Origin of the sequence: Pseudomonas sp. B26(2017) (assembly GCF_002113045.1) — a bacterium.
Lineage (GTDB): Bacteria > Pseudomonadota > Gammaproteobacteria > Pseudomonadales > Pseudomonadaceae > Aquipseudomonas.
Map to the genome: position 1 here is coordinate 182,868 of NZ_NEJJ01000012.1, position 20,962 is coordinate 203,829.

25 protein-coding genes are annotated in these 20,962 nt (G+C 61.2%); 14 read left to right on the forward strand and 11 right to left on the reverse strand.

Annotated elements, in window-relative coordinates:
- Nucleotides 1-92 precede the first annotated feature (92 nt).
- The 5 genes from CAF79_RS19205 (at nucleotide 93) to CAF79_RS19220 (ending at nucleotide 3,649) form a co-directional block, all read left to right on the forward strand.
- Nucleotides 93-449 carry a 4a-hydroxytetrahydrobiopterin dehydratase gene (locus tag CAF79_RS19205; RefSeq protein ID WP_003222798.1) on the forward strand — a complete coding sequence of 119 codons (357 nt, stop codon included), beginning with the start codon at nucleotides 93-95 and terminating at the stop codon, nucleotides 447-449.
- Nucleotides 449-1,642, forward strand: coding sequence for an amino acid aminotransferase (locus CAF79_RS19210; RefSeq protein WP_085699523.1), 1,194 nt, complete (start codon nucleotides 449-451; stop codon nucleotides 1,640-1,642). The genes CAF79_RS19205 and CAF79_RS19210 overlap by 1 nt, the downstream gene beginning before the upstream one ends.
- 335 nt (nucleotides 1,643-1,977) lie before the next feature.
- A complete protein-coding gene (locus CAF79_RS29505; protein WP_256574703.1) occupies nucleotides 1,978-2,109 on the forward strand; it encodes a hypothetical protein in 132 nt (43 codons plus the stop codon).
- Between the two features lie 74 nt (nucleotides 2,110-2,183).
- A complete protein-coding gene (locus CAF79_RS19215) occupies nucleotides 2,184-2,366 on the forward strand; it encodes a hypothetical protein (protein WP_085699525.1) in 183 nt (60 codons plus the stop codon).
- 95 nt (nucleotides 2,367-2,461) lie between these two features.
- A complete protein-coding gene (locus tag CAF79_RS19220) occupies nucleotides 2,462-3,649 on the forward strand; it encodes an MFS transporter (protein ID WP_170929751.1) in 1,188 nt (395 codons plus the stop codon).
- On the opposite strand, the gene arfB is transcribed toward CAF79_RS19220, so the two are convergent.
- From arfB to CAF79_RS19260, 8 genes are all read right to left on the reverse strand, one after another.
- Nucleotides 3,646-4,059, reverse strand: a complete 414-nt coding sequence (arfB, locus tag CAF79_RS19225; protein ID WP_085699529.1) for an alternative ribosome rescue aminoacyl-tRNA hydrolase ArfB — start codon at nucleotides 4,057-4,059, stop codon at nucleotides 3,646-3,648. The genes CAF79_RS19220 and arfB overlap by 4 nt on opposite strands.
- Before the next feature lie 90 nt (nucleotides 4,060-4,149).
- Nucleotides 4,150-5,568, reverse strand: a complete 1,419-nt coding sequence (locus CAF79_RS19230) for an amino acid permease (protein WP_085699531.1) — start codon at nucleotides 5,566-5,568, stop codon at nucleotides 4,150-4,152.
- 850 nt (nucleotides 5,569-6,418) lie between these two features.
- On the reverse strand, nucleotides 6,419-7,636 hold the full coding sequence (gene rluB, locus CAF79_RS19235; protein WP_085699533.1) for a 23S rRNA pseudouridine(2605) synthase RluB: 1,218 nt from the start codon (nucleotides 7,634-7,636) through the stop codon (nucleotides 6,419-6,421).
- A gap of 156 nt (nucleotides 7,637-7,792) precedes the next feature.
- Nucleotides 7,793-7,984, reverse strand: coding sequence for a DUF1289 domain-containing protein (locus CAF79_RS19240; RefSeq protein WP_085699535.1), 192 nt, complete (start codon nucleotides 7,982-7,984; stop codon nucleotides 7,793-7,795).
- Nucleotides 7,985-7,986: 2 nt separating this feature from the next.
- Nucleotides 7,987-9,024, reverse strand: a complete 1,038-nt coding sequence (scpB, locus tag CAF79_RS19245) for an SMC-Scp complex subunit ScpB (RefSeq protein ID WP_085699537.1) — start codon at nucleotides 9,022-9,024, stop codon at nucleotides 7,987-7,989.
- An 11-nt stretch (nucleotides 9,025-9,035) separates the two neighbouring features.
- Entirely contained in the window at nucleotides 9,036-9,734 is a 699-nt protein-coding gene (locus CAF79_RS19250; protein WP_170929752.1) for a ScpA family protein, read from the reverse strand.
- Between the two features lie 120 nt (nucleotides 9,735-9,854).
- The gene (locus CAF79_RS19255; RefSeq protein WP_139832613.1) at nucleotides 9,855-10,484 is read right to left on the reverse strand and encodes an L-threonylcarbamoyladenylate synthase; all 630 of its coding nucleotides are present in this window, start codon (nucleotides 10,482-10,484) and stop codon (nucleotides 9,855-9,857) included.
- Between the two features lie 13 nt (nucleotides 10,485-10,497).
- A complete protein-coding gene (locus CAF79_RS19260; protein ID WP_085699541.1) occupies nucleotides 10,498-11,361 on the reverse strand; it encodes a PHP domain-containing protein in 864 nt (287 codons plus the stop codon).
- An 87-nt stretch (nucleotides 11,362-11,448) separates the two neighbouring features.
- Here CAF79_RS19260 and CAF79_RS19265 point away from each other — a divergent pair, with 87 nt between their 5' ends.
- From CAF79_RS19265 to CAF79_RS19290, 6 genes are all read left to right on the forward strand, one after another.
- Complete coding sequence (locus CAF79_RS19265) at nucleotides 11,449-12,045, forward strand: septation protein A (protein WP_085699543.1); 597 nt, start codon at nucleotides 11,449-11,451, stop codon at nucleotides 12,043-12,045.
- A gap of 1 nt (nucleotide 12,046) precedes the next feature.
- Complete coding sequence (locus tag CAF79_RS19270) at nucleotides 12,047-12,346, forward strand: YciI family protein (protein WP_085699545.1); 300 nt, start codon at nucleotides 12,047-12,049, stop codon at nucleotides 12,344-12,346.
- Between the two features lie 120 nt (nucleotides 12,347-12,466).
- Nucleotides 12,467-12,877, forward strand: coding sequence for a translation initiation factor 2 (locus CAF79_RS19275; protein WP_085699547.1), 411 nt, complete (start codon nucleotides 12,467-12,469; stop codon nucleotides 12,875-12,877).
- A gap of 7 nt (nucleotides 12,878-12,884) precedes the next feature.
- Nucleotides 12,885-13,562, forward strand: a complete 678-nt coding sequence (locus CAF79_RS19280; protein ID WP_007958370.1) for a response regulator transcription factor — start codon at nucleotides 12,885-12,887, stop codon at nucleotides 13,560-13,562.
- 136 nt (nucleotides 13,563-13,698) lie between these two features.
- Entirely contained in the window at nucleotides 13,699-14,148 is a 450-nt protein-coding gene (locus CAF79_RS19285; protein WP_085699549.1) for a Spy/CpxP family protein refolding chaperone, read from the forward strand.
- 168 nt (nucleotides 14,149-14,316) lie between these two features.
- Nucleotides 14,317-15,657 carry a HAMP domain-containing sensor histidine kinase gene (locus CAF79_RS19290; RefSeq protein WP_085699551.1) on the forward strand — a complete coding sequence of 447 codons (1,341 nt, stop codon included), beginning with the start codon at nucleotides 14,317-14,319 and terminating at the stop codon, nucleotides 15,655-15,657.
- Nucleotides 15,658-15,662: 5 nt separating this feature from the next.
- Here CAF79_RS19290 and CAF79_RS19295 read toward each other — a convergent pair whose 3' ends face one another.
- Complete coding sequence (locus CAF79_RS19295; protein WP_085699553.1) at nucleotides 15,663-16,229, reverse strand: nitroreductase family protein; 567 nt, start codon at nucleotides 16,227-16,229, stop codon at nucleotides 15,663-15,665.
- Between the two features lie 121 nt (nucleotides 16,230-16,350).
- On the opposite strand from CAF79_RS19295, the gene CAF79_RS19300 reads away from it, so the two are divergent.
- A complete protein-coding gene (locus CAF79_RS19300) occupies nucleotides 16,351-17,805 on the forward strand; it encodes a TrkH family potassium uptake protein (protein WP_085699555.1) in 1,455 nt (484 codons plus the stop codon).
- Here the strand turns inward: CAF79_RS19300 and CAF79_RS19305 are convergent.
- The gene (locus CAF79_RS19305) at nucleotides 17,762-18,823 is read right to left on the reverse strand and encodes an AraC family transcriptional regulator (protein ID WP_218191829.1); all 1,062 of its coding nucleotides are present in this window, start codon (nucleotides 18,821-18,823) and stop codon (nucleotides 17,762-17,764) included. The two genes, CAF79_RS19300 and CAF79_RS19305, sit on opposite strands and share 44 nt — an antisense overlap.
- 167 nt (nucleotides 18,824-18,990) lie before the next feature.
- Between CAF79_RS19305 and CAF79_RS19310 the strand changes: the two genes are divergently transcribed.
- Together CAF79_RS19310 and CAF79_RS19315 are read left to right on the forward strand one after the other, a co-directional pair.
- Entirely contained in the window at nucleotides 18,991-19,302 is a 312-nt protein-coding gene (locus tag CAF79_RS19310; RefSeq protein WP_085699559.1) for a DUF962 domain-containing protein, read from the forward strand.
- 24 nt (nucleotides 19,303-19,326) lie between these two features.
- Nucleotides 19,327-19,917 (forward strand): HD domain-containing protein, encoded by a 591-nt coding sequence (locus tag CAF79_RS19315; RefSeq protein WP_085699561.1) that lies wholly within the window; start codon nucleotides 19,327-19,329, stop codon nucleotides 19,915-19,917.
- Between the two features lie 117 nt (nucleotides 19,918-20,034).
- Here CAF79_RS19315 and CAF79_RS19320 read toward each other — a convergent pair whose 3' ends face one another.
- The gene (locus CAF79_RS19320) at nucleotides 20,035-20,850 is read right to left on the reverse strand and encodes a UDP-2,3-diacylglucosamine diphosphatase (RefSeq protein WP_007958385.1); all 816 of its coding nucleotides are present in this window, start codon (nucleotides 20,848-20,850) and stop codon (nucleotides 20,035-20,037) included.
- Nucleotides 20,851-20,962 lie beyond the last annotated feature (112 nt).

The following is a 20,962-nucleotide window of genomic DNA, read 5'->3' on the forward strand; positions in this document are numbered from 1 at the left end:
AAGTGAGTCTGTCAGTCGTCGCCACTTTGGTTTAGCGTGGCGACATTGACCGCCAACATAAAAAAACACCTTCAGATTTCAGGAAGTCCACCATGTCCACTTTGAACCAAGCCCACTGCGAAGCCTGCCGTGCCGATGCCCCACAAGTCAGCGATGAAGAATTGCCGATCCTGATCAAGCAGATCCCTGACTGGAACATCGAAGTACGCGACAGCATCATGCAGCTGGAAAAAGTCTTCCTGTTCAAGAACTTCAAGCACGCCCTGGCGTTCACCAACGCCGTCGGCGAGATCTCCGAGGCCGAAGGTCATCACCCGGGCCTGCTGACCGAGTGGGGCAAAGTCACCGTGACCTGGTGGAGCCACTCGATCAAGGGCCTGCACCGCAACGACTTCATCATGGCCGCACGCACTGACGAAGTGGCCAAGACCGCAGAAGGACGCAAGTAATGCACTTCGACGCCATCGGCCGGGTGCCCGGCGACCCGATCCTCGGCCTGATGGAGGCCTACGCGCAGGATTCCAACCCGCGCAAGTTCGACCTCGGCGTGGGCGTCTACAAGGATGCCCAGGCCCTGACGCCGATCCCCGAGGCGGTGAAAATCGCCGAAGCGCGGCTGGTCGAAAGCCAGGACACCAAGACCTACATCGGTGGCCACGGCAATCCACTGTTCGGCAAGGTCATCAACGAGCTGGTGCTCGGTGCCGATTCGGCACTGATCGCCGAGCAACGTGCCGGCGCCACCCAGACCCCGGGCGGCACGGGCGCCCTGCGTCTGGCAGCGGACTTCATCGCGCAATGCCTGCCGGGCAAGGGCGTATGGCTGAGTAACCCGACCTGGCCGATCCACGAAACGATTTTCGCGGCCGCCGGCGTCAAGATCAGCCATTACCCGTACGTCGGCAGCGACAACCGCCTCGACGTCGAGGCAATGCTCGCCGTGCTCAACGAAGTGCCGAAGGGCGATGCGGTGCTGCTGCACGCGTGCTGTCACAACCCGACCGGCTTCGATCTGAATCACGAAGACTGGCAGCGGGTGCTGGAGGTGGTGCGTCGCCGCGATTTGCTGCCGCTGATCGACTTTGCCTACCAGGGCTTTGGCGACGGTCTGGAGCAGGATGCGTGGTCGACCCGACTGTTTGCGGCCGAGCTGCCCGAGCTGCTGATCACCAGTTCCTGCTCGAAGAACTTCGGCCTGTACCGCGACCGCACCGGTGCGTTGATCGTCAGTGCGAAAACCGCTGACAAGCTGATCGACATCCGCAGCCAGCTGGCGCACATTGCCCGCAACCTGTGGTCGACGCCACCGGATCACGGCGCCGCTATCGTCGCCACGATCCTCGCCGACCCGGAGCTGAAACGCCGCTGGGCCGACGAAGTGGAAGCCATGCGCTTGCGCATCGCCCAGTTGCGCAGCGGCCTGGTGGAAGCGCTCGAGCCGCACGGTCTGCGCGAGCGCTTTGCGCACATTGGCGTGCAGCGCGGGATGTTCTCCTACACCGGCCTGTCGCCGGAACAGGTGAAAAACCTGCGCGAGCATCACAGCGTGTACATGGTCAGCTCGGGCCGGGCCAACGTCGCCGGGATTGATGCAACGCGTCTTGACCTGCTGGCCGAAGCGATCGCCAACGTCTGCAAATAACCCGCCCGCTGATCCTGCTCACTCCCACGTTGATCGTTCCCACGCTCAGCGTGGGAATGCCTCAATGGACGCTCCGCGTACGCTTTGGCAGGGGCGCGGAGTGTCCCGGCTGCATTCCCACGCTCTGCGTGGGAATGATCTGGCGCACTCATCGCGAGCAGGTTCGCCCCCACACTTGCCCTGCGTCACCCTGTCGCACTTGTCTAGACAATCCCGCCCGTCGAAACAGATGGATTTAAAAATCTGTTTGTCACTTTTCCTGCTGTATCCTGCGCAAGCTTTCTGAAAGCGCGGATCTACCAGATCTATCAACAGACTTAGCGAGGAGCGCAACCATGCACGAGATTCCGAATCTCCCCTTCCCAAGCCTGCACGTACCTGAGCAGACGACCACGCAACAAGCCGGTGCCCAACAGCCCGAGCCGAAAGAAGCCGCCGAGAGCCGTCCGGCCGACAGCGAAGAGTAAGCAACACCCGCCGTACAGACCGTGTGGAAAGCGCTAACATGCGCTTTCCACACTGCCTGAAACCTGAGCCTGCCATGACCGACGAAACCTTTAACGAACAACAGGCTGAAATCCTAATCGGCGCCACCGAGAAGATGATCGAGATCTGGAGCCGTCTCTCGCCCGAGAAACAGGCTGCACTGCTCGCTCGTTTCGGCAGCGAAGAAAACGCACTGGCCGCACTGGTCACCACGCAATTGGTCGCCCCGGCCAAATAGTTTTACTTTTCCCCGCCCCAGACGCGTCCGCATCGGTATCATGAGCAGCCTATCTATTCTGCTCTTCCCGTGGATCGTAATTCATGTCGTCCTCTATGCCAGAACCCCAGCGCCCGCTGGCAGTCACGTTGCAAGTCGTTTCCATCGTCCTGTTCACCTTCATCGGCTACCTGAACATCGGCATTCCGCTGGCGGTGCTGCCAGGTTATGTCCACAGTGACTTGGGCTTCGGCGCGGTCATCGCCGGGCTGGTGATCAGCGTGCAATACCTCGCCACCCTGCTCAGCCGTCCGTATGCCGGCAAGATCATCGACAACCAGGGCAGCAAACGGGCGGTGATGATTGGTCTGGCCGGTTGTGGCTTGAGCGGTGTGTTCATGCTGATTTCGGCATGGACGCCCAACCTGCCGTTGCTGAGCCTGATCAGCCTGTTTGCCGGCCGTCTGGTGCTGGGCAGTGCGGAAAGTCTTGTTGGCTCAGGCTCGATCGGTTGGGGCATCGGCCGCGTTGGTGCAGCCAACACCGCCAAGGTCATCTCGTGGAACGGCATTGCCAGTTACGGCGCACTGGCGGTCGGTGCGCCGCTGGGGGTATGGCTGGTCAGCCGTTTTGGTCTGTGGAGCATGGGCGTGAGCATTCTGCTGCTGGCCACGCTGGGGCTGTTGCTGGCCTGGCCGAAAACCGCCGCGCCGATCCTGGCCGGCGAGCGCCTGCCATTCATGCATGTGCTTGGGCGGGTATTCCCCCACGGCTGCGGACTGGCGCTGGGCTCGATCGGCTTCGGCACCATTGCCACCTTCATCACCCTGTATTACGCCACGCAGCACTGGGACAACGCCGTGCTGTGCCTGAGCCTGTTCGGCGCCAGCTTCATCGGTGCGCGACTGCTGTTCGGCAACCTGATCAACCGCCTCGGCGGCTTTCGCGTGGCGATTGCCTGCCTGTCGGTGGAAACCCTGGGCCTGTTGTTGCTGTGGCTGGCGCCGGACGCGCATTGGGCATTGGCCGGTGCGGCATTGAGCGGTTTCGGTTTCTCACTGGTGTTCCCGGCGCTGGGCGTGGAAGCGGTGAACCTGGTACCGGCCTCCAGCCGAGGCGCAGCGGTCGGGGCCTATTCGTTGTTCATCGACTTGTCGCTGGGCATCACCGGACCACTGGCGGGAGCGATTGCGGCGGGCTTCGGTTTTGCCTCGATCTTCCTGTTCGCCGCCCTCGCAGCGCTGAGCGGTCTGACGCTGAGCGTCTATCTCTACCGCCACACGGCGAAATACCGCGAAGACTAGAAATCCACCTTGCCGCGCCCGGCCTTGATGCTGCCGCGCTTGGTCTTTGATTCAAGCCGACGTTTCTTTGAGCCCAGCGTCGGCTTGGTCGGCCGGCGCTTCTTCTCGACCTTGGTGGCGCTGAGAATCAGCTCGGTCAGACGCTCCAGCGCATCGGCGCGATTCTGTTCCTGCGTGCGGTACTGCTGGGCCTTGATGATCAGCACCCCGTCACTGGTAATGCGACTGTCGCGCAGCGCCAGCAGCCGTTCCTTGTAGAACTCGGGCAAGGACGAGGCGTGAATGTCGAAGCGCAGATGCACGGCGCTGGAGACCTTGTTGACGTTCTGCCCGCCCGCCCCTTGGGCACGGATGTACGTCAGTTCGATCTCGGCATCCGGCAGATGCACGTTGTTGGAAATCACCAGCATGGAAAAGCGTCCGTATTCAGAACCCGCAGGATACCGCGAAAGCACAAAAAACCCGGCACTTGGCCGGGTCTGTTGTTTTTGCAACGACGCTTACTTGGCAGCGTTCGCGGCGTGCAGTACCTGTTGCGCACCGCGCTTGTTCTTGATCACGTAGCAGACCCACATGAACACCACCCACACCGGAATCGCGTACACCGAGACCTGAATGCCCGGGATCAGCAGCATCACGCCGAGGATGAACAGAACGAACGCCAGGCAAATGTAGTTGCCGTACGGGTACCACAGCGCCTTGAACAGCGGCTTCTGGTTGGTCTTGTTCATGTGCTGGCGGAACTTGAAGTGCGAGAAACTGATCATCGCCCAGTTGATCACCAACGTCGCAACCACCAGCGACATCAGCAGTTCCAGCGCGTGTTGCGGGATCAGGTAGTTGAGCAGCACGGCCACCAGGGTCACGGCTGCCGACGCCAGGATCGAACGCACCGGCACGCCGCGCTTGTCGATCTTCGCCAGCGCTTTCGGCGCATCACCCTGCTCGGCCATGCCCAACAGCATGCGGCTGTTGCAGTAGGTGCCGCTGTTGTAAACCGACAATGCGGCGGTCAGCACCACGAAGTTGAGGATATGCGCGGCCGTGTTGCTGCCGAGCATCGAGAACACCTGCACGAACGGGCTGCCGCTGTAGGAATCGCCCGAAGCGTTGAGGGTTTCCAGCAGGCTGTCCCATGGGGTCAACGACAGCAGGATCACCAGTGCGCCGATGTAGAAAATCAGGATCCGGTAGATCACCTGGTTGATCGCTTTCGGGATCACGGTTTTCGGTTTGTCGGCTTCGGCTGCGGTGAAACCGAGCATTTCCAGGCCGCCGAAGGAGAACATGATGATCGCCATGGCCATCACCAGACCGCTGACGCCGTTCGGGAAGAAGCCGCCGTGGGACCACAGGTTGCTCACCGCCGCCTGCTCGCCGCCATGGCCGCTGACCAGCAGGTAGCTGCCCAGGGCGATCATGCCGACGATCGCCACGACCTTGATGATCGCGAACCAGAATTCGGCTTCACCGAAGACTTTGACGTTGGCCAGGTTGATCGCGTTGATCAGCAGGAAGAATGCGGCAGCGGTGACCCAACTCGGGATCTCCGGCGCCCAGTAGTGGATGTATTTGCCGACCGCAGTCAGCTCCGACATGCCGACCAGGATGTACAGGATCCAGCAGTTCCAGCCCGACAGGAAGCCGGCGAAACCGCCCCAGTATTTGTGCGCAAAGTGGCTGAAGGAACCGGCCACCGGCTCTTCGACGATCATTTCACCGAGCTGGCGCATGATCATGAAGGCGATGAAGCCGCAGATGGCATAGCCGAGGATCATCGACGGACCGGCGGATTTCAGCACCCCGGCCGAGCCGAGGAACAATCCGGTACCGATCGCGCCACCGAGGGCGATCAGTTGAATATGGCGATTTTTCAGGCCGCGTTTCAGCTCGCCTGATTGCGAGTTTTGTCCACTCATGAAAAAGGTCTCACGCAAGGTTTGATGATGTTCAGTAGACGTTGCTGCAAGGTGGCGATTTCAGCCAACCTTGATCAAACCCCAGCGCAGGCACCAGGAATTCAGCTTTTTTACAACGGTCATGCGTCACCTGTTTGTTTTTATCTGTGACGAAATCGAACCCGACACGCTTGTGACGCGGCGGAGTGAACAAGGCGGATAAACCTTGAGGTTTGCGCGATTACGCAGAGGGTCACAGTTAAAACGCGGCGCATTGTACACCGCTAACCCCCTGCTGCCAGACCTCGCCGGATCAGCGTGTCGGTTGCCGGGATTGCATGTGTCCACCCCGGGAAGCCCGGGCGGCTGCAAAAATTGAGTCAGGCCTTTGCAGGCCATCGGCGTGGACGATGGAAAATCCGCCCCACGTGGAGAAGTGAAAATGGATAACGGCGTTCATTGCGCCTCCTTCTTGTTATGCACCTGCACGACAGGCATGCAGCGCATCTCACCCTCCAAACGACACTGAAACAAGCGCGCAAGAGCACCGCGCAACACCTGGCGGGGCTGGTTCCGGCAGATTTTCCTTACAGCTGGACACAAGCTCCCGAGTCACGGGGCGGCGACGGCTTTTTCGTAAATATTCTCTGACAGCGCGTAACGTAAAGTTTCCAATCCAGACCCATCCAAGCCGTGCCCGGCGACTGACGTTAGCTGGCTAACTATTTGAAAGGCGTCAGTTTTTTTTGTTTTAAAACAAGAAAAAACACCTCAAAAAAAGAAATAAAAAAATCAAAAAAAAAACGCCAACTCCAAGAGTTGGCGTTTTCTGTTTCAGCTTGAAGCTTGCCGCTCGAAACTTGCAGCTGCCTTATTCCGGCTTCTTGCGACCGAAACCCGGACGCTGGCCGGAACCGGCCGGTGCACCACGGCGCTTGCCCGATGGCTTGTCATCGTCTGCCAGCTTGATGCCTGGACGCTTCGGCGCCGGCTTGGCCGGGCGCTTGGTGTCGGCTGGACGATCCGCCACCGGCGTACCGCGACCTTCGCCACGCTCGGTTCGGCCATTGGCCGGACGTGGAGTGCGTGGGCCGCGCTCGCCATCCGGACGTGCTGCCGGTTTGCGACCTGGACGCTCGCCTTCGATCTGCGGCTCCCGGGCCGGACGCGGACCGGCGCCAACCGGCGCACCGTTGGCCGGACGCAGCGTGCGTACGCGCTCGGTACGGGCCATCGGACGCGACGACTTGCGCTGCATGCGGTCGAGCTTGTCTTTGCTCTTGGCGTTCAGTTGCGGCATGGCCACCGGGGTCAGGCCGACTTCAGCGCTCAGCACGTCGACTTCGTACTGGCTCATTTCGCGCCAACGGCCCATCGGCAGGTCGGAGTTGAGGAACACCGGGCCGAAACGCACACGCTTCAGGCGGCTGACCACCAGGCCCTGGGATTCCCACAGGCGACGTACTTCACGGTTACGACCTTCCATCACCACGCAGTGATACCAGTGGTTGAAGCCTTCGCCGCCCGGCGCCTGTTGAATGTCGGTGAAACGCGCCGGGCCGTCTTCCAGTACCACGCCGGCCTTCAGGCGCTCGATCATCTCGTCGTCGACTTCGCCTCGTACACGTACCGCGTACTCACGATCCATCTCGTAGGACGGGTGCATCAGGCGGTTGGCCAATTCACCGTCGGTGGTGAACATCAGCAGACCGGTGGTGTTGATGTCGAGACGACCGATGTTGATCCAGCGACCTTCTTTCGGACGCGGCAGCTTGTCAAACACGGTCGGACGGCCTTCCGGGTCGTCACGGGTGCAGATCTCGCCATCGGGCTTGTTGTACATGATCACGCGGCGAACCGACTCGGCGGCTTCTTCGCGCTTGATGACCTTGCCATCGATGGTGATGGCGTCGTGCATGTCGACACGCAGGCCCAGGGTGGCGTCTTTGCCATTGACCTTGATCCGGCCCTGGCTGATCCAGGATTCAACATCGCGGCGCGAGCCAACGCCGATACGGGCGAGGACTTTCTGCAGCTTTTCGCCTGCTGGGCCGATTTCCTGGTCGTCTTTCTGCTTGATGTCACTCATCTGGGCACCTCCCGGTGTGGTCTGTTCAGCGGCGCTGAGAATTGAGCCGCTAAAGCGTTGAAATCTGGGTTTTCGGGCGAAGGGATCGCCGAAGGGTCGCGAATCATACGCGGATGTGGCCGCGCGCGCATCAGAGACTAGTCGATCAGGGCAAGGTTATTTCTTTTTCCGCCGACCGGTGGCCCCGAGCTTGATCAGACGTAGCGCGGCTTCGGCCAGTACGGTGCGCTTGTCGTCCTTGTCGAGTTTCTTCCAGGCCCGGATCTCCCGCTTGCTGCGGCCGCAACCGACGCAGATGTCGTCGCTGAACTTGCAGACGTTGATGCACGGGTCTTTGGTCGAGCTCATGCTCAATCCTCGAACTCGCGGCGTTCGGCTTCAATGGCTTCGGCCAGGGCGCGGGCTTCGGCTTCCTCTTCGCTCAGTTCTTCCTCGGCGGCGGGTTCTGGTGCTGGCTGTTCCAGACGGGCGACGGCAGCCAGCAGTTTTTCCCGGGCTTCGGCCACGCCGAGCACATCGTCTTGCTGCTCAGGCTCGGGCTCGGATTCGGATTCGGGCTCATGCGCAAATTCAGGCTCAAATTCAGGCTCAAATTCAGATTCAGGCTCACCCTCGTCCGGCGGCTCGACCGGATCGGATTCAAACCCCGTCGGCATGGATTCGGCGCCCGCGCCGTCACGCAGCAAGTCGTCGAAGTCGGTCTTGATCCCCTCCTCCATGCTGTCCAGCTCCAGCAGCAGGGTGTGGAAACTGGTTTCTTCCTTCGGTTCTTCCGGCTCGGCGCTGGCGTCGGCCAGTTCCTGCAAGCCCGGCGGCACCGGGGCGTCGTCGAAGTCGAGTACCGGATCGGCCTCCATTTCGCGCAGCTCGGCCAGTGGCGGCAGTTCGTCGAGGCTTTTCAGATTGAAGTGATCAAGAAACAGCTTGGTGGTGGCAAACATCGCCGGTTTGCCAGGCACGTCGCGGTAACCAACGATGCGGATCCACTCACGCTCCATCAGCGTCTTGACGATGTTGGTGTTGACCGCCACGCCCCGCACGTCCTCGATTTCGCCCCGGGTGATCGGCTGGCGATAGGCGATCAGCGCCATGGTTTCCAGTAGTGCCCGGGAATAGCGCTGCGGACGCTCCTCCCACAAGCGACCAACCCACGGCGCGAACTTCTCGCGGATTTGCAGGCGATAGCCGGAGGCGACTTCCTTGAGCTCGAACGCCCGGCCCTCGCAGGATTTGCCGAGCAGGGTCAGGGCTTTCTTGAAAACCGGCGGTTCCGGGCGTTCACCTTCTTCGAACAGTTCATACAGGCGCTCAAGGGATTGCGGCTTTCCCGAGGCCAACAGAAAGGCTTCAAGCAGGGACGCCAGCTCGCGGGGTTCAGTCAGATTCATATCGGGACTCGTTATTCGGCTCGGGCTCGCACGTGGATCGCGGCGAACGGCTCATTCTGCACCAGCTCGATCAGGGATTCCTTGACCAGCTCAAGGATCGCCATAAAGGTCACCACCACGCCGAGCTTGCCCTCCTCGGCGGTGAACAGCTCGACGAACGGCACAAATCCGCCGCCCTTGAGCCGCTCCAGCACGTCGCTCATGCGCTCGCGGGTGGACAGTGCCTCGCGGCTGACCTGATGGCTTTCGAACATGTCGCCGCGGCGCAGCACCTCGGCCATGGACATCAGGATTTCTGCCAGTGCCACGTCCGGCAGCAGCTTGCGCGCGCGGGCTTCCGGAGCGTCGAGCTTGGGCACGATCACGTCGCGACCGACCCGGCTCAGGCCATCAATGCCTTCGGCAGCAGCCTTGAACCGCTCGTACTCCTGCAGGCGGCGGATCAGTTCGGCGCGCGGGTCTTCTTCTTCATCTTCGACGGTTTCGGCCCGGGGCAGCAGCATCCGGGACTTGATCTCGGCCAGCATCGCGGCCATCACCAGATATTCGGCGGCCAGTTCCAGACGCACCGACTGCATCAGCTCGACATAACCCATGTATTGGCGGGTGATTTCCGCCACCGGGATGTCGAGGATGTTGATGTTCTGCTTGCGGATCAGGTACAGCAACAAGTCGAGCGGGCCTTCGAAGGCTTCGAGGAAGACTTCCAGGGCGTCCGGCGGGATGTACAGGTCCAGCGGCATTTCCGTGACCGCCTGGCCATAGACCATGGCAAACGGCAGTTCCTGCTGGGCACCGGCCTGGGGATCAACGGTTTCCACTGCGGACATTCAGGCCTCGACCATGAATGGCGCCGGATCGCCGCAACCGACGCGGATCACTTCCGGATCATCGCCCGTGAGGTCGATCACGGTGGAGGCCTTGATGCCGCCGGAACCGCCATCGATGATCAGGTCCACCTGATGCTCGAGCAACTGGCGCATTTCGTACGGATCGCTCAGCGGGTCTTCTTCGCCCGGCATGATCAGGGTCACGCTCATCAGCGGCTCGCCCAGTTCGGCCAGCAAAGCCAACGCGATGGGATGGCTCGGCACCCGCAGACCGATGGTCCGCTTCTTGGGATGCAGCAACAGACGCGGCACTTCGCGAGTGGCGTTGAGAATGAAGGTGTACGGTCCCGGCAGGTGGGCTTTGAGGATTCGAAAGGTCCCGGTGTCGATCTTGGCGTAATTGCCCAGTTGCGACAGGTCGCTGCAGATCAGCGCGAAGTTGTGCTTTTCGTCGAGCTGACGCAGGCGTCGAACGCGCTCGATGGCGTTCTTGTCGCCGATCTGGCAACCGATTGCGTAGGAAGAGTCCGTTGGATAGACCACCACCCCGCTTTTGCGGATGATTTCGACCGCCTGTTTGATCAGGCGCGCTTGCGGGTTTTCCGGATGAATCTGGAAAAATTGACTCACATTCTCTACCTGTTCAGACGGCGGCAATAACTGTGTCATGTTTGAACCGACACCACAGGGGTGGAAGGTCCTCCGGCACCGGCCGGTACTGGCCGATCTCCGACCAGCCACCAGGGCCATGGAAATCACTGCCGGCAGTGACCAGCAGACCGAACTCACGGGCAAGGATTGCAAGACTGCCCACCTGTTCCGCAGGCTGGTGACCGTTGACCACTTCGATCGCATGCCCGCCCGCTTGAATATAGTCGGCAATCAGCTTTCGGCGCTTGCTGCGGGTGAAATCGTAATGCCACGGATGCGCCAGGCTGACCCAGGCGCCGGCGGCGCGCAGCGTGCCGACAGTGTCTTCGAGGGTCGGCCAGTGCTGTTTGACGTCCCCCAGCTTGCCGGCGCCGAGCCATTTGCGAAACGCCTCGGCGCGATCCTTTACAAAACCTTCACGCACCAACCAGTCGGCGAAATGCGGACGGGCCGGCGCATTGCCGCTATCGCCCAGTTCCTGCTGGATCTGCCGCGCGCCATCGAGCGCATTCGGCATGCCCTTGAGGGCGAGCTTGCGGCTTATTTCCTCAGACCGCAGCCAGCGGCCGTCGTGCAATTGCGCAATCGCCTCGACCAACGGTGCGGCGTTGACATCGAAACCGTAGCCGAGCACGTGAATGGTCGCCCCGCCCCAGGTGCAGGACAACTCGACGCCATTGACCAGTTGCATGCCCAGCGCCTCGGCGGCCGTGCGCGCTTCGGCGAGGCCTTCGAGGGTGTCGTGATCGGTCAGGGCCAGGACTCGCACGCCGTTCTCGAACGCACGCGCAACCAGTGCCGAAGGCGCCAGGGCGCCATCGGAGGCCGTGCTGTGGCAGTGCAAATCAACATTCACGGGGATGAGTAACCTCAAATCAGCTGGCGCTATCGCGCGCCCATATGTTTGTTATTATGCCGCCACATCCAGCTTCTGGCTCTCACTGTGAAACAATTCATCGATTTCATCCCGCTTCTGCTGTTCTTCATCGTCTACAAACTCGATCCACGCACCGTCGACGTTGCCGGCCATGAACTGACGGTAGGCGGCATTTACAGTGCCACCGCCATGCTGATCATCAGCTCCCTGGTGGTGTACGGCGCGCTCTTCATCAAGCAGCGCAAGCTGGAGAAGAGCCAGTGGCTGACGTTGGTCGCCTGCCTTGTGTTCGGCAGCCTGACTCTGGCCTTTCACAGCGAAACCTTCCTGAAATGGAAAGCCCCGGTGGTCAACTGGCTGTTTGCCCTGGCCTTCATCGGCAGCCATTTCATCGGTGACCGCCTGCTGATCAAGCGCATCATGGGCCACGCGCTGACCCTGCCGGATCCGGTCTGGACCCGGCTGAACATCGCCTGGATCGCCTTTTTCCTGTTCTGCGGGGCCGCCAACCTGTTCGTCGCCTTCACCTTCCAGAGCATCTGGGTGGACTTCAAGGTGTTCGGCAGCCTGGGCATGACCGTGCTGTTCCTGGTCGGTCAGGGCATCTACCTGTCCCGTCACCTGCACGACGCCGATACCACAACGCCAAAAACCGAGGACTGACATGCTCTACGCCATCATTGCCACCGACGTCGCCAATTCCCTGGACGCCCGCCTCGCTGCGCGCCCGGCGCACCTTGAACGCCTGCAAGTGCTCAAGGGCGAAGGCCGCATTGTGCTGGCCGGCCCGCACCCGGCGATCGACAGCAATGATCCGGGCGCAGCAGGTTTCAGCGGCAGCCTGATCGTTGCCGAATTCGACTCCCTGAGCGCGGCGCAAGCCTGGGCCGATGCCGACCCGTACATCGCCGCCGGCGTCTACGCCAACGTGATCGTCAAGCCGTTCAAGCAAGTCCTGCCGTAACCTCCCCCGCCAATACCTCAACGCGATGAACCTTGTCGGCTCATCGCGTTCTCAATCGCTCATTATTCTCGTTTGCCGGCCGACAACCTGCCCAATATCCATTTGGAAACAGGAGTCGCGATGCGCAAGGGTCCGTTGTGTCTGATGTTGGTCACGTTGTCGATCGTGGCGCCCGCTCATGGTGAAGAAAGCACCGAAGACGGCAATTCCACGCCGCTTTCATTGAGCGCCGGCAGTCAGATCACTGAGTTGCAGCAGCGCCTGAAGGTCAGCGAGCAGCAACGGGAAGAACTGAGCAAACAACTGCAAAATGCCGACAACACCCGCGAAAGCGCCCAGCTTGCCCGGCTGCGCCAGGAGAACCAGCGTCTGAAGCTACAACTCAAGGAAGCCCAGGCCAGCCCGCTGCCGCGTCTGCTGACCGAACAGCAGCAATGGTTCGTCACCGGGGCCGGGGTAGCGCTATTGGCGCTGCTCTGCGGTATCTTTGCCAGTGGAGCAAGCCGAAAACGTCGGCAATGGCTAAATTGAGTGAGTCATGAGCGAGCTGTTACTGATTGATGATGACCAGGAGTTGTGTGAACTCCTGAGTAGCTGGCTGAGCCAGGAAGGCTTTCAGGTCCGGGCCTGCCACGATGGTCAGAGCGCCCGCAAGGCGCTGGCCGAGACCGCGCCGGCGGCCGTGGTGCTGGACGTGATGCTGCCCGATGGCAGCGGCCTGGAACTGCTCAAGCAACTGCGCAGCGATCACGCCGACCTGCCGGTGTTGATGCTCTCGGCGCGGGGCGAACCGCTGGACCGGATCCTCGGCCTGGAACTGGGCGCCGACGATTACCTGGCCAAACCCTGCGATCCGCGCGAACTGACCGCCCGCCTGCGTGCCGTGCTGCGCCGCAGCCACCCGGCTGCCGTGTCGACCCAGCTCGAACTGGGCGACCTGAGCTTCAGCCCGGTGCGCGGCGTGGTCAGCATCGACGAAAAGGAATTCACCCTCACCGTCTCCGAAAGCCGCCTGCTCGAAGCCCTGCTCAAGCAACCGGGCGAGCCGCTGGACAAACAGGAACTGGCGCAGATCGCCCTCGGCCGCAAGCTGACCCTGTACGACCGCAGCCTCGACATGCACGTCAGCAACCTGCGCAAAAAGATCGGCCCGCACCCCGACGGCCGCCCACGCATCGTTGCCCTGCGCAGCCGTGGCTACTACTACAGCCTCTGATTGTCTGTAAGTTTTGTCAGGTCGGCGCGAAAACGTGTTTACCCAAGCTTTACACAGCGCTGACCGCCGCTGACCTTGATCTCCGTAATCTGTACTCATCCGGAACGTACCGGGAACGAGACAAAGGAGATTCACCATGCGCAAGACACTTATCGCTCTGATGTTTGCCGCTGCCCTGCCGACCGTCGCCATGGCCATGCCACAAGATGGCGGCCCGATGGGTGGCCCGCTGGACGGCCCGCGCCATGGCGGTCAGATGCACGGCATGCACGGCAAAGGCCCGTACAGCGAGCTGGACCTGTCCCGCGAACAGCGCGAGCAGATCCGCAAGATCATGGGCGAGCAGATGCACGAACGTAAGCAGACGGTCGAAAAATACCTGGAGAAACTCTCGCCAGCCGACCAGAAAGCCATGAAGGACGAGATGGCGGCCAACCACAAGAAAGCCGAGTCCGATGTCCGCGCCGTGTTGAAACCGGATCAACAGAAGAAATTCGACGAGATCCAGAAGAAACAGGCCGAGCGTCGCGCCGAATGGGCCGAGTTCAAAGCCTGGAAAGCGCAACAGCCGCAAAAAGCGCAATAATGTTCTGACCCGACGGTTCACGCCGTCGGGTCCTTGTTTATCCAGCCCGATGTGGGAGCGAGCTTGCTCGCGAATGCGAAGTGTCAGTCAGCATGTTCTTGTCTGATCCACCGCATTCGCGAGCAAGCTCGCTCCCGCAGGGTTTTGCGTGTGTTCTGAGGAATAATTGTGCGTTCATTGTTCTGGCGTATTCTCGCCAGCTTCTGGCTGGCCATCGCTCTGGTTGCAGGGCTTTCCATTCTGCTGGGGCACATGCTCAACCAGGACGCATGGATCCTCAGCCGCCATCCGGGCCTCAACACCCTGGCCGCCGATTGGACGCAGACTTACGAAGCCCAGGGCGAAGACGCCGCACAGGACATCCTCGAACAGCGCAAACGCCAGTACCACATCGACGTTCAAGTGCTGAACGAAAGCGGCGACCCGCTGGTGCGCGGCACCTTCCCCCGGCGTGCGGCCGCCTTCGAGGCGCGGCAGCACAACGATGACCGACGCCTGCCATGGAGGCGTCTGACCGACGAATTCACCAGCGACAAAAGCGGCGACACCTACCTTTTCATCTACCGCATCCCGCACCCGGAACTCGACGCCTGGCACCGCGAAAGCCTGCTCTGGCCGTTGAGTGCGCTGGGCATTGCGTTGGTGGTGCTGACCCTCTTCAGCCTGCTGGTGACGTTTTCCATCACCCGCCCGCTCAGTCGCTTGCGCGGCGCAGTGCACGACCTCGGCCAGACCACCTATCAGCAGAACAGCCTGGCGCAACTGGCCAACCGCCGCGATGAATTCGGCGTGCTGGCCAACGACTTCAACCGCATGGGCGCCCGCCTGCAAAGCCTGATCGGCAGTCAGCGCCAGTTGCTGCGCGACGTATCCCACGAATTGCGCTCACCGCTGGCACGGCTGCGCATCGCCCTGGCACTGGCTGAACGGGCGAGCCCCGAAGAACGGGAAAAACTCTGGCCGCGACTGACCCGCGAATGCGACCGGCTGGAAGCGCTGATCAGTGAAATTCTGGTGCTGGCGCGGGTCGATGCCGACAACGCCAGCGCCGAAGACGTGGATCTGAATGCCTTGCTCGCCACCGTGCAAAAGGACGCGCAACTCGGCTCGCCGGAGCAGACGGTGCGGCTGGAAGCCGAGCCGGCGCTCAATCTGACAGGCTGGCCGACCATGATTGAGCGCGCCGTGGACAACCTGCTGCGCAATGCCCAGCGCTTCAACCCGGTCGGGCAGGCAATTGAAATGCAGGCGTCACGTCAGGGCGAGCGGATCGTGGTCAGCGTGCGTGATCATGGGCCGGGGGTGCAGGCAGAGCATCTGAGCCAGTTGGGCGAACCGTTTTATCGGGCGCCGGGGCAGACCGCTGCCGGGCATGGCCTGGGACTGGCGATTGCCCGACGGGCGGCGGAGCGGCATGGCGGGACGCTGGTGCTGGCCAATCATCCGCAGGGCGGTTTTGTGGCCAGTCTGGAGTTGCCGCTGGAGCCGGGAGCTGTTGTACAGCCCTGATGGAGTCAAGCCTTTGCCGGCCAGGCGCTGACAAACTCCGCCAGATCAACCTTCTCGGCCACCCGCGGTTCTTTCTGCGGCGTGCCGAGGTACAGGAAGGCAATCACCTCTTCGTCATCCGTCAGGCCCAGGCCCTTGGCGACATGTTTCGAGTACGCCAGATCACCGGTACGCCACACCGCGCCAATCCCCTGCGCATAAGCCGCCAACAAAATCCCGTGCGCCGCACAGCCCGCCGCCAGCCGTTGCTCGGCCTTCGGGTATTTGACGTGATCCTGCAACCTGGCGATGACCACGACCACCAGCGGCGCGCGCAGCGGACCGTTGCGCGCCTTGTCGATCATCGCTTCAGTGACTTCGCCTTCCTGCATTTTTGCAGCTTCGGCCAGCAACTCGCCCATCTGCTCACGCGCCGCACCTTCGACGGTCAGGAAGCGATACGGCTGCAAATGGCCGTGATCCGGTGCGCGGGTCGCGGCGGCAAACAGCACTTCGCGCTGTTCGGCGGTAGGGGCCGGATCGATCAGTCGTGGAACGGAAACACGGTTGAGCAAAGCGTCGAGAGCCTGCATCGGCCACCTCCTGAAAAAAATGTCCGGCTATTCTAGCTGCAAGTGATCCAGACGCGTCGGTTTACATGCCTTGCACCGCAGGTAGAATGGCGCCCTTCCCACATCAGCCCGAGCGGACTTCATGGCGTTGCCGACCTTACGGATCATTGGTTTCATCATCGGCATCTTCCTGATCACCCTGGCCATCGCCATGGTCGTGCCGATGGCCACCCTGGTGATTTTCGAGCGCACCGGCGATCTGCCGTCGTTCCTCTGGGCGAGCATGATCACCTTCGTCGCCGGCCTCGCGCTGGTGATTCCGGGGCGTCCGGAACACATCCACCTGCGCCCCCGGGACATGTACCTGCTGACCGTCAGCAGCTGGCTGGTGGTGTGCATTTTCGCCGCACTGCCGTTTTTGCTGACCCAACACATCAGCTACACCGACTCGTTCTTCGAAAGCATGTCCGGCATCACGGCCACCGGGTCGACCGTGCTCAATCATCTGGACGACATGTCCCCCGGCATCCTGATGTGGCGCTCGCTGCTGCACTGGATCGGCGGCATCGGCTTCATCGGCATGGCGGTGGCGATCCTGCCGCTGCTGCGTATCGGTGGCATGCGCCTGTTCCAGACCGAATCCTCGGACCGCTCGGAAAAGGTCATGCCCCGCTCGCATATGGTGGCGCGGCTGATCGTGGCGGCCTATGTCGGCATCACGATTCTCGGCAGCCTGGCGTTCTGGTGGGCCGGGATGAGCCCGTTCGATGCGATCAACCACGCGATGTCTGCAATTTCCACCGGCGGGTTCTCGACTTCCGACCAGTCCCTGGCCAAGTGGACGCAACCGGCGGTGCACTGGGTGGCGGTGGTGGTGATGATCCTCGGCAGCCTGCCGTTCACCCTGTACGTGGCAACGCTGCGCGGCAACCGTCGGGCGCTGATCAAGGATCAACAGGTGCAGGGTTTGCTCGGCATGTTGCTGGTGACCTGGCTGGTGCTCGGCACCTGGTACTGGTGGACCACCAACCTGCATTGGCTGGACGCGCTGCGCCATGTGGCGCTGAACGTGACGTCGGTAGTCACTACCACGGGGTTTGCATTGGGGGACTACAGCCTGTGGGGCAATTTCTCGCTGATGCTGTTCTTCTATCTGGGTTTCGTCGGTGGCTGTTCCGGATCGACGGCGGGTGGGATCAAGATCTTCCGCTTTCAGGTCGCCTACATCCTGCTCAAGGCCAACCTTAACCAGCTGATTCACCCACGGGCGGTGATCAAGCAGAAGTACAACGGTCACCGCCTCGACGAAGAAATCGTCCGTTCGATTCTGACCTTTTCGTTCTTCTTCGCCATCACTATCTGCGTGATCGCCCTGCTGCTGTCGCTATTGGGCGTGGACTGGATGACTGCGTTGACCGGCGCCGCCAGCACCGTGTCCGGCGTCGGTCCCGGCCTGGGCGAGACCATTGGCCCGGCCGGCAACTTCGCCAGTCTGCCGGATGCGGCCAAATGGATTCTGTCGTTCGGCATGCTGCTCGGCCGATTGGAGATCATTACGGTGTTTGTACTGTGTATTCCGGCGTTCTGGCGTCACTGATCGCGTTCGGCGCTTCCAGCAACCGCGCCCGGTAATCGCCGGGCGTGGTGTCGAACCAGCGACGGAAGGCGCGGAAGAAATTGCTCGGATCGGCAAACCCCAGCAGATAGGCAATCTCCAGCAAGGTCATGCTCGGCTGCGCCAGGTATTGCTCGGCGAGTTCGCGGCGGGTGTCGTCGAGCAACTGCTGAAAACTGGTGCCCTCCTCCTGCAAGCGCCGTTGCAAGGTTCGCTGCGACAGATGCAGGGTCTGCGCCACCGTATCGCGCTTGGGCTCGCCCTGGGGCAGCAAACGACACAGGACCTGGCGTGCTTTGTGAGTCACGCGACTTTCCGAAAACCGCGCCAGATATTCCCCGGCAAACCGGTCGTGCAACAGCGCCATCGCTTCGTTGGCGGTGGGCAGTGGCGCTTCCATGTCGGCCCGTTCGAAGATCAGCGCGTCGTACGGCGCGTTGAACACCAGCGGTGCATGAAAAGCTTGTTTGTAGGGTTCAAGATCATCCGGCTCGTCGCCCTGCACCAGCACTTTGCGCGGGTGCAGCATGCGCCCGGTCAGCCAGCCGCACAGCGCCAGCGCGCAGGCCAGCGAGGCTTCGGCACTTTGCCGGGTCGGCGGCAGGTGATCGCCATGCACCGTCAGAATCAGCGCATAACCTTCGTCGAGCAGGCGAAAACTCAGGTCGGCACTTTCGGCAATGATTCGCTGATAACGCACCAGTCGCTGAAAACCTTCGGCCAGCGTATTACTGGACATCAGCGCATAACCCGCGACATGGAACGAAGCCGGCCGCACCACTTTGCCCATGTTCAGGCCGATGGCCGGATTGCCGGACAGCTCGACCGCCCGTTGCCAGAGTCGGGTCATGGAATCCTGTGGGAAGCGTGCATCCGGATCATCCAGCGCCGCGTAATCGAGCCCTAGCTGTTTGAACAGAACCCGGCAATCCAGGCCGTCCATTTCCAGTGCTTTGACAATCCCCATTGCCCAGCTTGCAGAAGTCGTTCGTTCGCTCATGGCGTTTTTTCTTGGATGACATGATGAGCCGCATTCTACGGCGGATTTTCCAAGGATAGTAAAGTGGCGCCGATTGTCACTGGCCGACGCCATTGATCACTCTAGACTCAAATAAGCTACCCGCCGAACAACTTGCAATCAGAACAACAACCACAGAGATCGCAGTCGTGGAAACCATCAGGCATTTCAACAGCTTCGCCGAGTTCTATCCGTATTACCTCAGCGAGCACAACAACAGCACCTGCCGTCGCCTGCATTTCATCGGTACGACGCTGGTGATCTTCATTCTTGCCCTGACCATCGCCAAGGGCGCCTGGCTGCTGTTGCTTGCGTTACCGCTGGCGGGCTACAGCTTTGCCTGGGTCGGCCATTTCTTTTTCGAGAAAAACCGCCCGGCCACCTTCCAGCACCCGTTCTACAGCCTGCTCGGCGACTTCGTCATGTACCGCGACATGATCCTGGGCCGCGTGCCGTTCTAGAAATTCCGACCAAGAGGATTGCCGATGAATGCCACTGCCCGTTTCACCCACATGAAGGACGGTACACAGGACGACTGGGCGATCATTGCGGCGGACTTCAGCGCCTACGCCCGCCAATTACCGGGCCGGATCATGGCCCACCTGAAACTGCTGGAAGGCGATTTCGGCGGTTTTCCGGTGGATCGCCTGACCCACTCGCTGCAAACCGCAACCCGCGCCTTTCGCGACGGGCGCGACGAGGAATACGTGGTCTGCGCCCTGCTCCACGACATCGGCGACACCCTCGGCTCCTACAATCACCCGGACATCGCCGCCGCCATCCTCAAGCCGTTCGTCAGCGCCGAAAACCTGTGGATGGTGGAAAAGCACGGAATCTTCCAGGGCTACTACTTTTTCCATCACCTTGGCATGGATCGGCACCTGCGCGAGCAATTCAGCGACCATCCGCAGTTTCTGGCAACCGCAGAGTTCTGCGCCAAATACGACGCGGCGGCGTTCGACCCCGAGTACGACACCTTGCCGTTGAGCTTCTTCGAACCGATGGTGGAAAGACTGTTCGCCCAGCCGAAAAACTCGATCTATAAAGCGGCGATGGAAGAGCACACCCCCGCATAAAGACAATCCCGATCCATTGTGGGAGCGAGCTTGCTCGCGAATGCGGAGTGTCAGTCAATACTGCTTTGTCTGATGTACTGCATTCGCGAGCAAGCTCGCTCCCACAGGGGCCGTCGCTCAGGCCAGCTCGGCAACCTTCGCGGCTTTCAATTCGGCTTCCCGCGCCTGCGCATCCGCCAGGCGATACAGCTCGATCGTGCCGTCCCAGTGCTCGATCAGCGCCGTGCACGATTCCACCCAGTCACCGCAATTGAGGTAATCCACCTCGCCGACCTTGCGGATCTCGGCGTGGTGAATGTGCCCGCAGACCACGCCGTGCAATTCGCGTTTCACACACTCGTGGGCGATGGCTTCCTCGAAGTCACTGATGAAGCTGACCGCAGTCTTCACCTTGTGCTTGAGATAAGCCGACAGCGACCAGTAGCCGTAACCGTATTTCGCCCGCCAGTGATTGAGCCAGCGGTTGAGGGTCAGGGTGAATTCGTAGGCCGAATCGCCGAGAAACGCGAGCCAGCGGTGATAGCGGGTGATCACGTCGAACTGGTCGCCGTGAATCACCAGCAGATGCCGGCCATCAGCCGTGACGTGCACCGCCTCGTCGACCAACTGGATATTGCCCAGAATCAGTTTTGAATAGCGGCGCAGGAATTCGTCGTGGTTACCGGTGACGTAAATCACCTCGGTGCCGCGTTTGCTCATGGTCAGCAAACGGCGGATCACATTGGTGTGTGCCTGTGGCCAGTACATGCCACCGCGCAGCTTCCAGCCGTCGATGATGTCACCCACCAGGTAGATCTTGTCGGCGTGATAGCCCTTGAGAAATTGCGACAGATGCTCGGCCTGGCAATCCCGCGTGCCCAGGTGCACGTCAGAGATCCACAGGGTGCGAACCCGTTGTTTACGGCTGGGTCTGGCGAGCTCGGCGCTGGTCATGGGCAACCCTCTGCGATGTTTTCCCCACTGTGCGCGCGCCCGGTTAATCGACCATGACAAGCATGCGTCAGTCGTGTGACAAACGCGCCGCCCCTGTGCCGGTGTAGACTGG

Excerpts from the sequence above, each read along its gene's own strand:
- CAF79_RS19205 (WP_003222798.1), top strand. The coding sequence starts at position 93 with ATGTCCACTTTGAACCAAGCCCACTGCGAAGCCTGCCGTGCCGATGCC.
- CAF79_RS19320 (WP_007958385.1), bottom strand. The coding sequence starts at position 20,850 with ATGACCAGCGCCGAGCTCGCCAGACCCAGCCGTAAACAACGGGTTCGC.
- CAF79_RS19210 (WP_085699523.1), top strand. The coding sequence starts at position 449 with ATGCACTTCGACGCCATCGGCCGGGTGCCCGGCGACCCGATCCTCGGC.
- CAF79_RS19230 (WP_085699531.1), bottom strand. The coding sequence starts at position 5,568 with ATGAGTGGACAAAACTCGCAATCAGGCGAGCTGAAACGCGGCCTGAAA.
- rluB (WP_085699533.1), bottom strand. The coding sequence starts at position 7,636 with ATGAGTGACATCAAGCAGAAAGACGACCAGGAAATCGGCCCAGCAGGC.
- scpB (WP_085699537.1), bottom strand. The coding sequence starts at position 9,024 with ATGAATCTGACTGAACCCCGCGAGCTGGCGTCCCTGCTTGAAGCCTTT.
- arfB (WP_085699529.1), bottom strand. The coding sequence starts at position 4,059 with ATGCTGGTGATTTCCAACAACGTGCATCTGCCGGATGCCGAGATCGAA.
- CAF79_RS19295 (WP_085699553.1), bottom strand. The coding sequence starts at position 16,229 with ATGCAGGCTCTCGACGCTTTGCTCAACCGTGTTTCCGTTCCACGACTG.
- CAF79_RS19240 (WP_085699535.1), bottom strand. The coding sequence starts at position 7,984 with ATGAGCTCGACCAAAGACCCGTGCATCAACGTCTGCAAGTTCAGCGAC.
- CAF79_RS19275 (WP_085699547.1), top strand. The coding sequence starts at position 12,467 with ATGCGCAAGGGTCCGTTGTGTCTGATGTTGGTCACGTTGTCGATCGTG.
- CAF79_RS19285 (WP_085699549.1), top strand. The coding sequence starts at position 13,699 with ATGCGCAAGACACTTATCGCTCTGATGTTTGCCGCTGCCCTGCCGACC.
- CAF79_RS19220 (WP_170929751.1), top strand. The coding sequence starts at position 2,462 with ATGCCAGAACCCCAGCGCCCGCTGGCAGTCACGTTGCAAGTCGTTTCC.
- CAF79_RS19315 (WP_085699561.1), top strand. The coding sequence starts at position 19,327 with ATGAATGCCACTGCCCGTTTCACCCACATGAAGGACGGTACACAGGAC.
- CAF79_RS29505 (WP_256574703.1), top strand. The coding sequence starts at position 1,978 with ATGCACGAGATTCCGAATCTCCCCTTCCCAAGCCTGCACGTACCTGAG.
- CAF79_RS19280 (WP_007958370.1), top strand. The coding sequence starts at position 12,885 with ATGAGCGAGCTGTTACTGATTGATGATGACCAGGAGTTGTGTGAACTC.
- CAF79_RS19305 (WP_218191829.1), bottom strand. The coding sequence starts at position 18,823 with ATGAGCGAACGAACGACTTCTGCAAGCTGGGCAATGGGGATTGTCAAA.
- CAF79_RS19215 (WP_085699525.1), top strand. The coding sequence starts at position 2,184 with ATGACCGACGAAACCTTTAACGAACAACAGGCTGAAATCCTAATCGGC.
- CAF79_RS19300 (WP_085699555.1), top strand. The coding sequence starts at position 16,351 with ATGGCGTTGCCGACCTTACGGATCATTGGTTTCATCATCGGCATCTTC.
- CAF79_RS19270 (WP_085699545.1), top strand. The coding sequence starts at position 12,047 with ATGCTCTACGCCATCATTGCCACCGACGTCGCCAATTCCCTGGACGCC.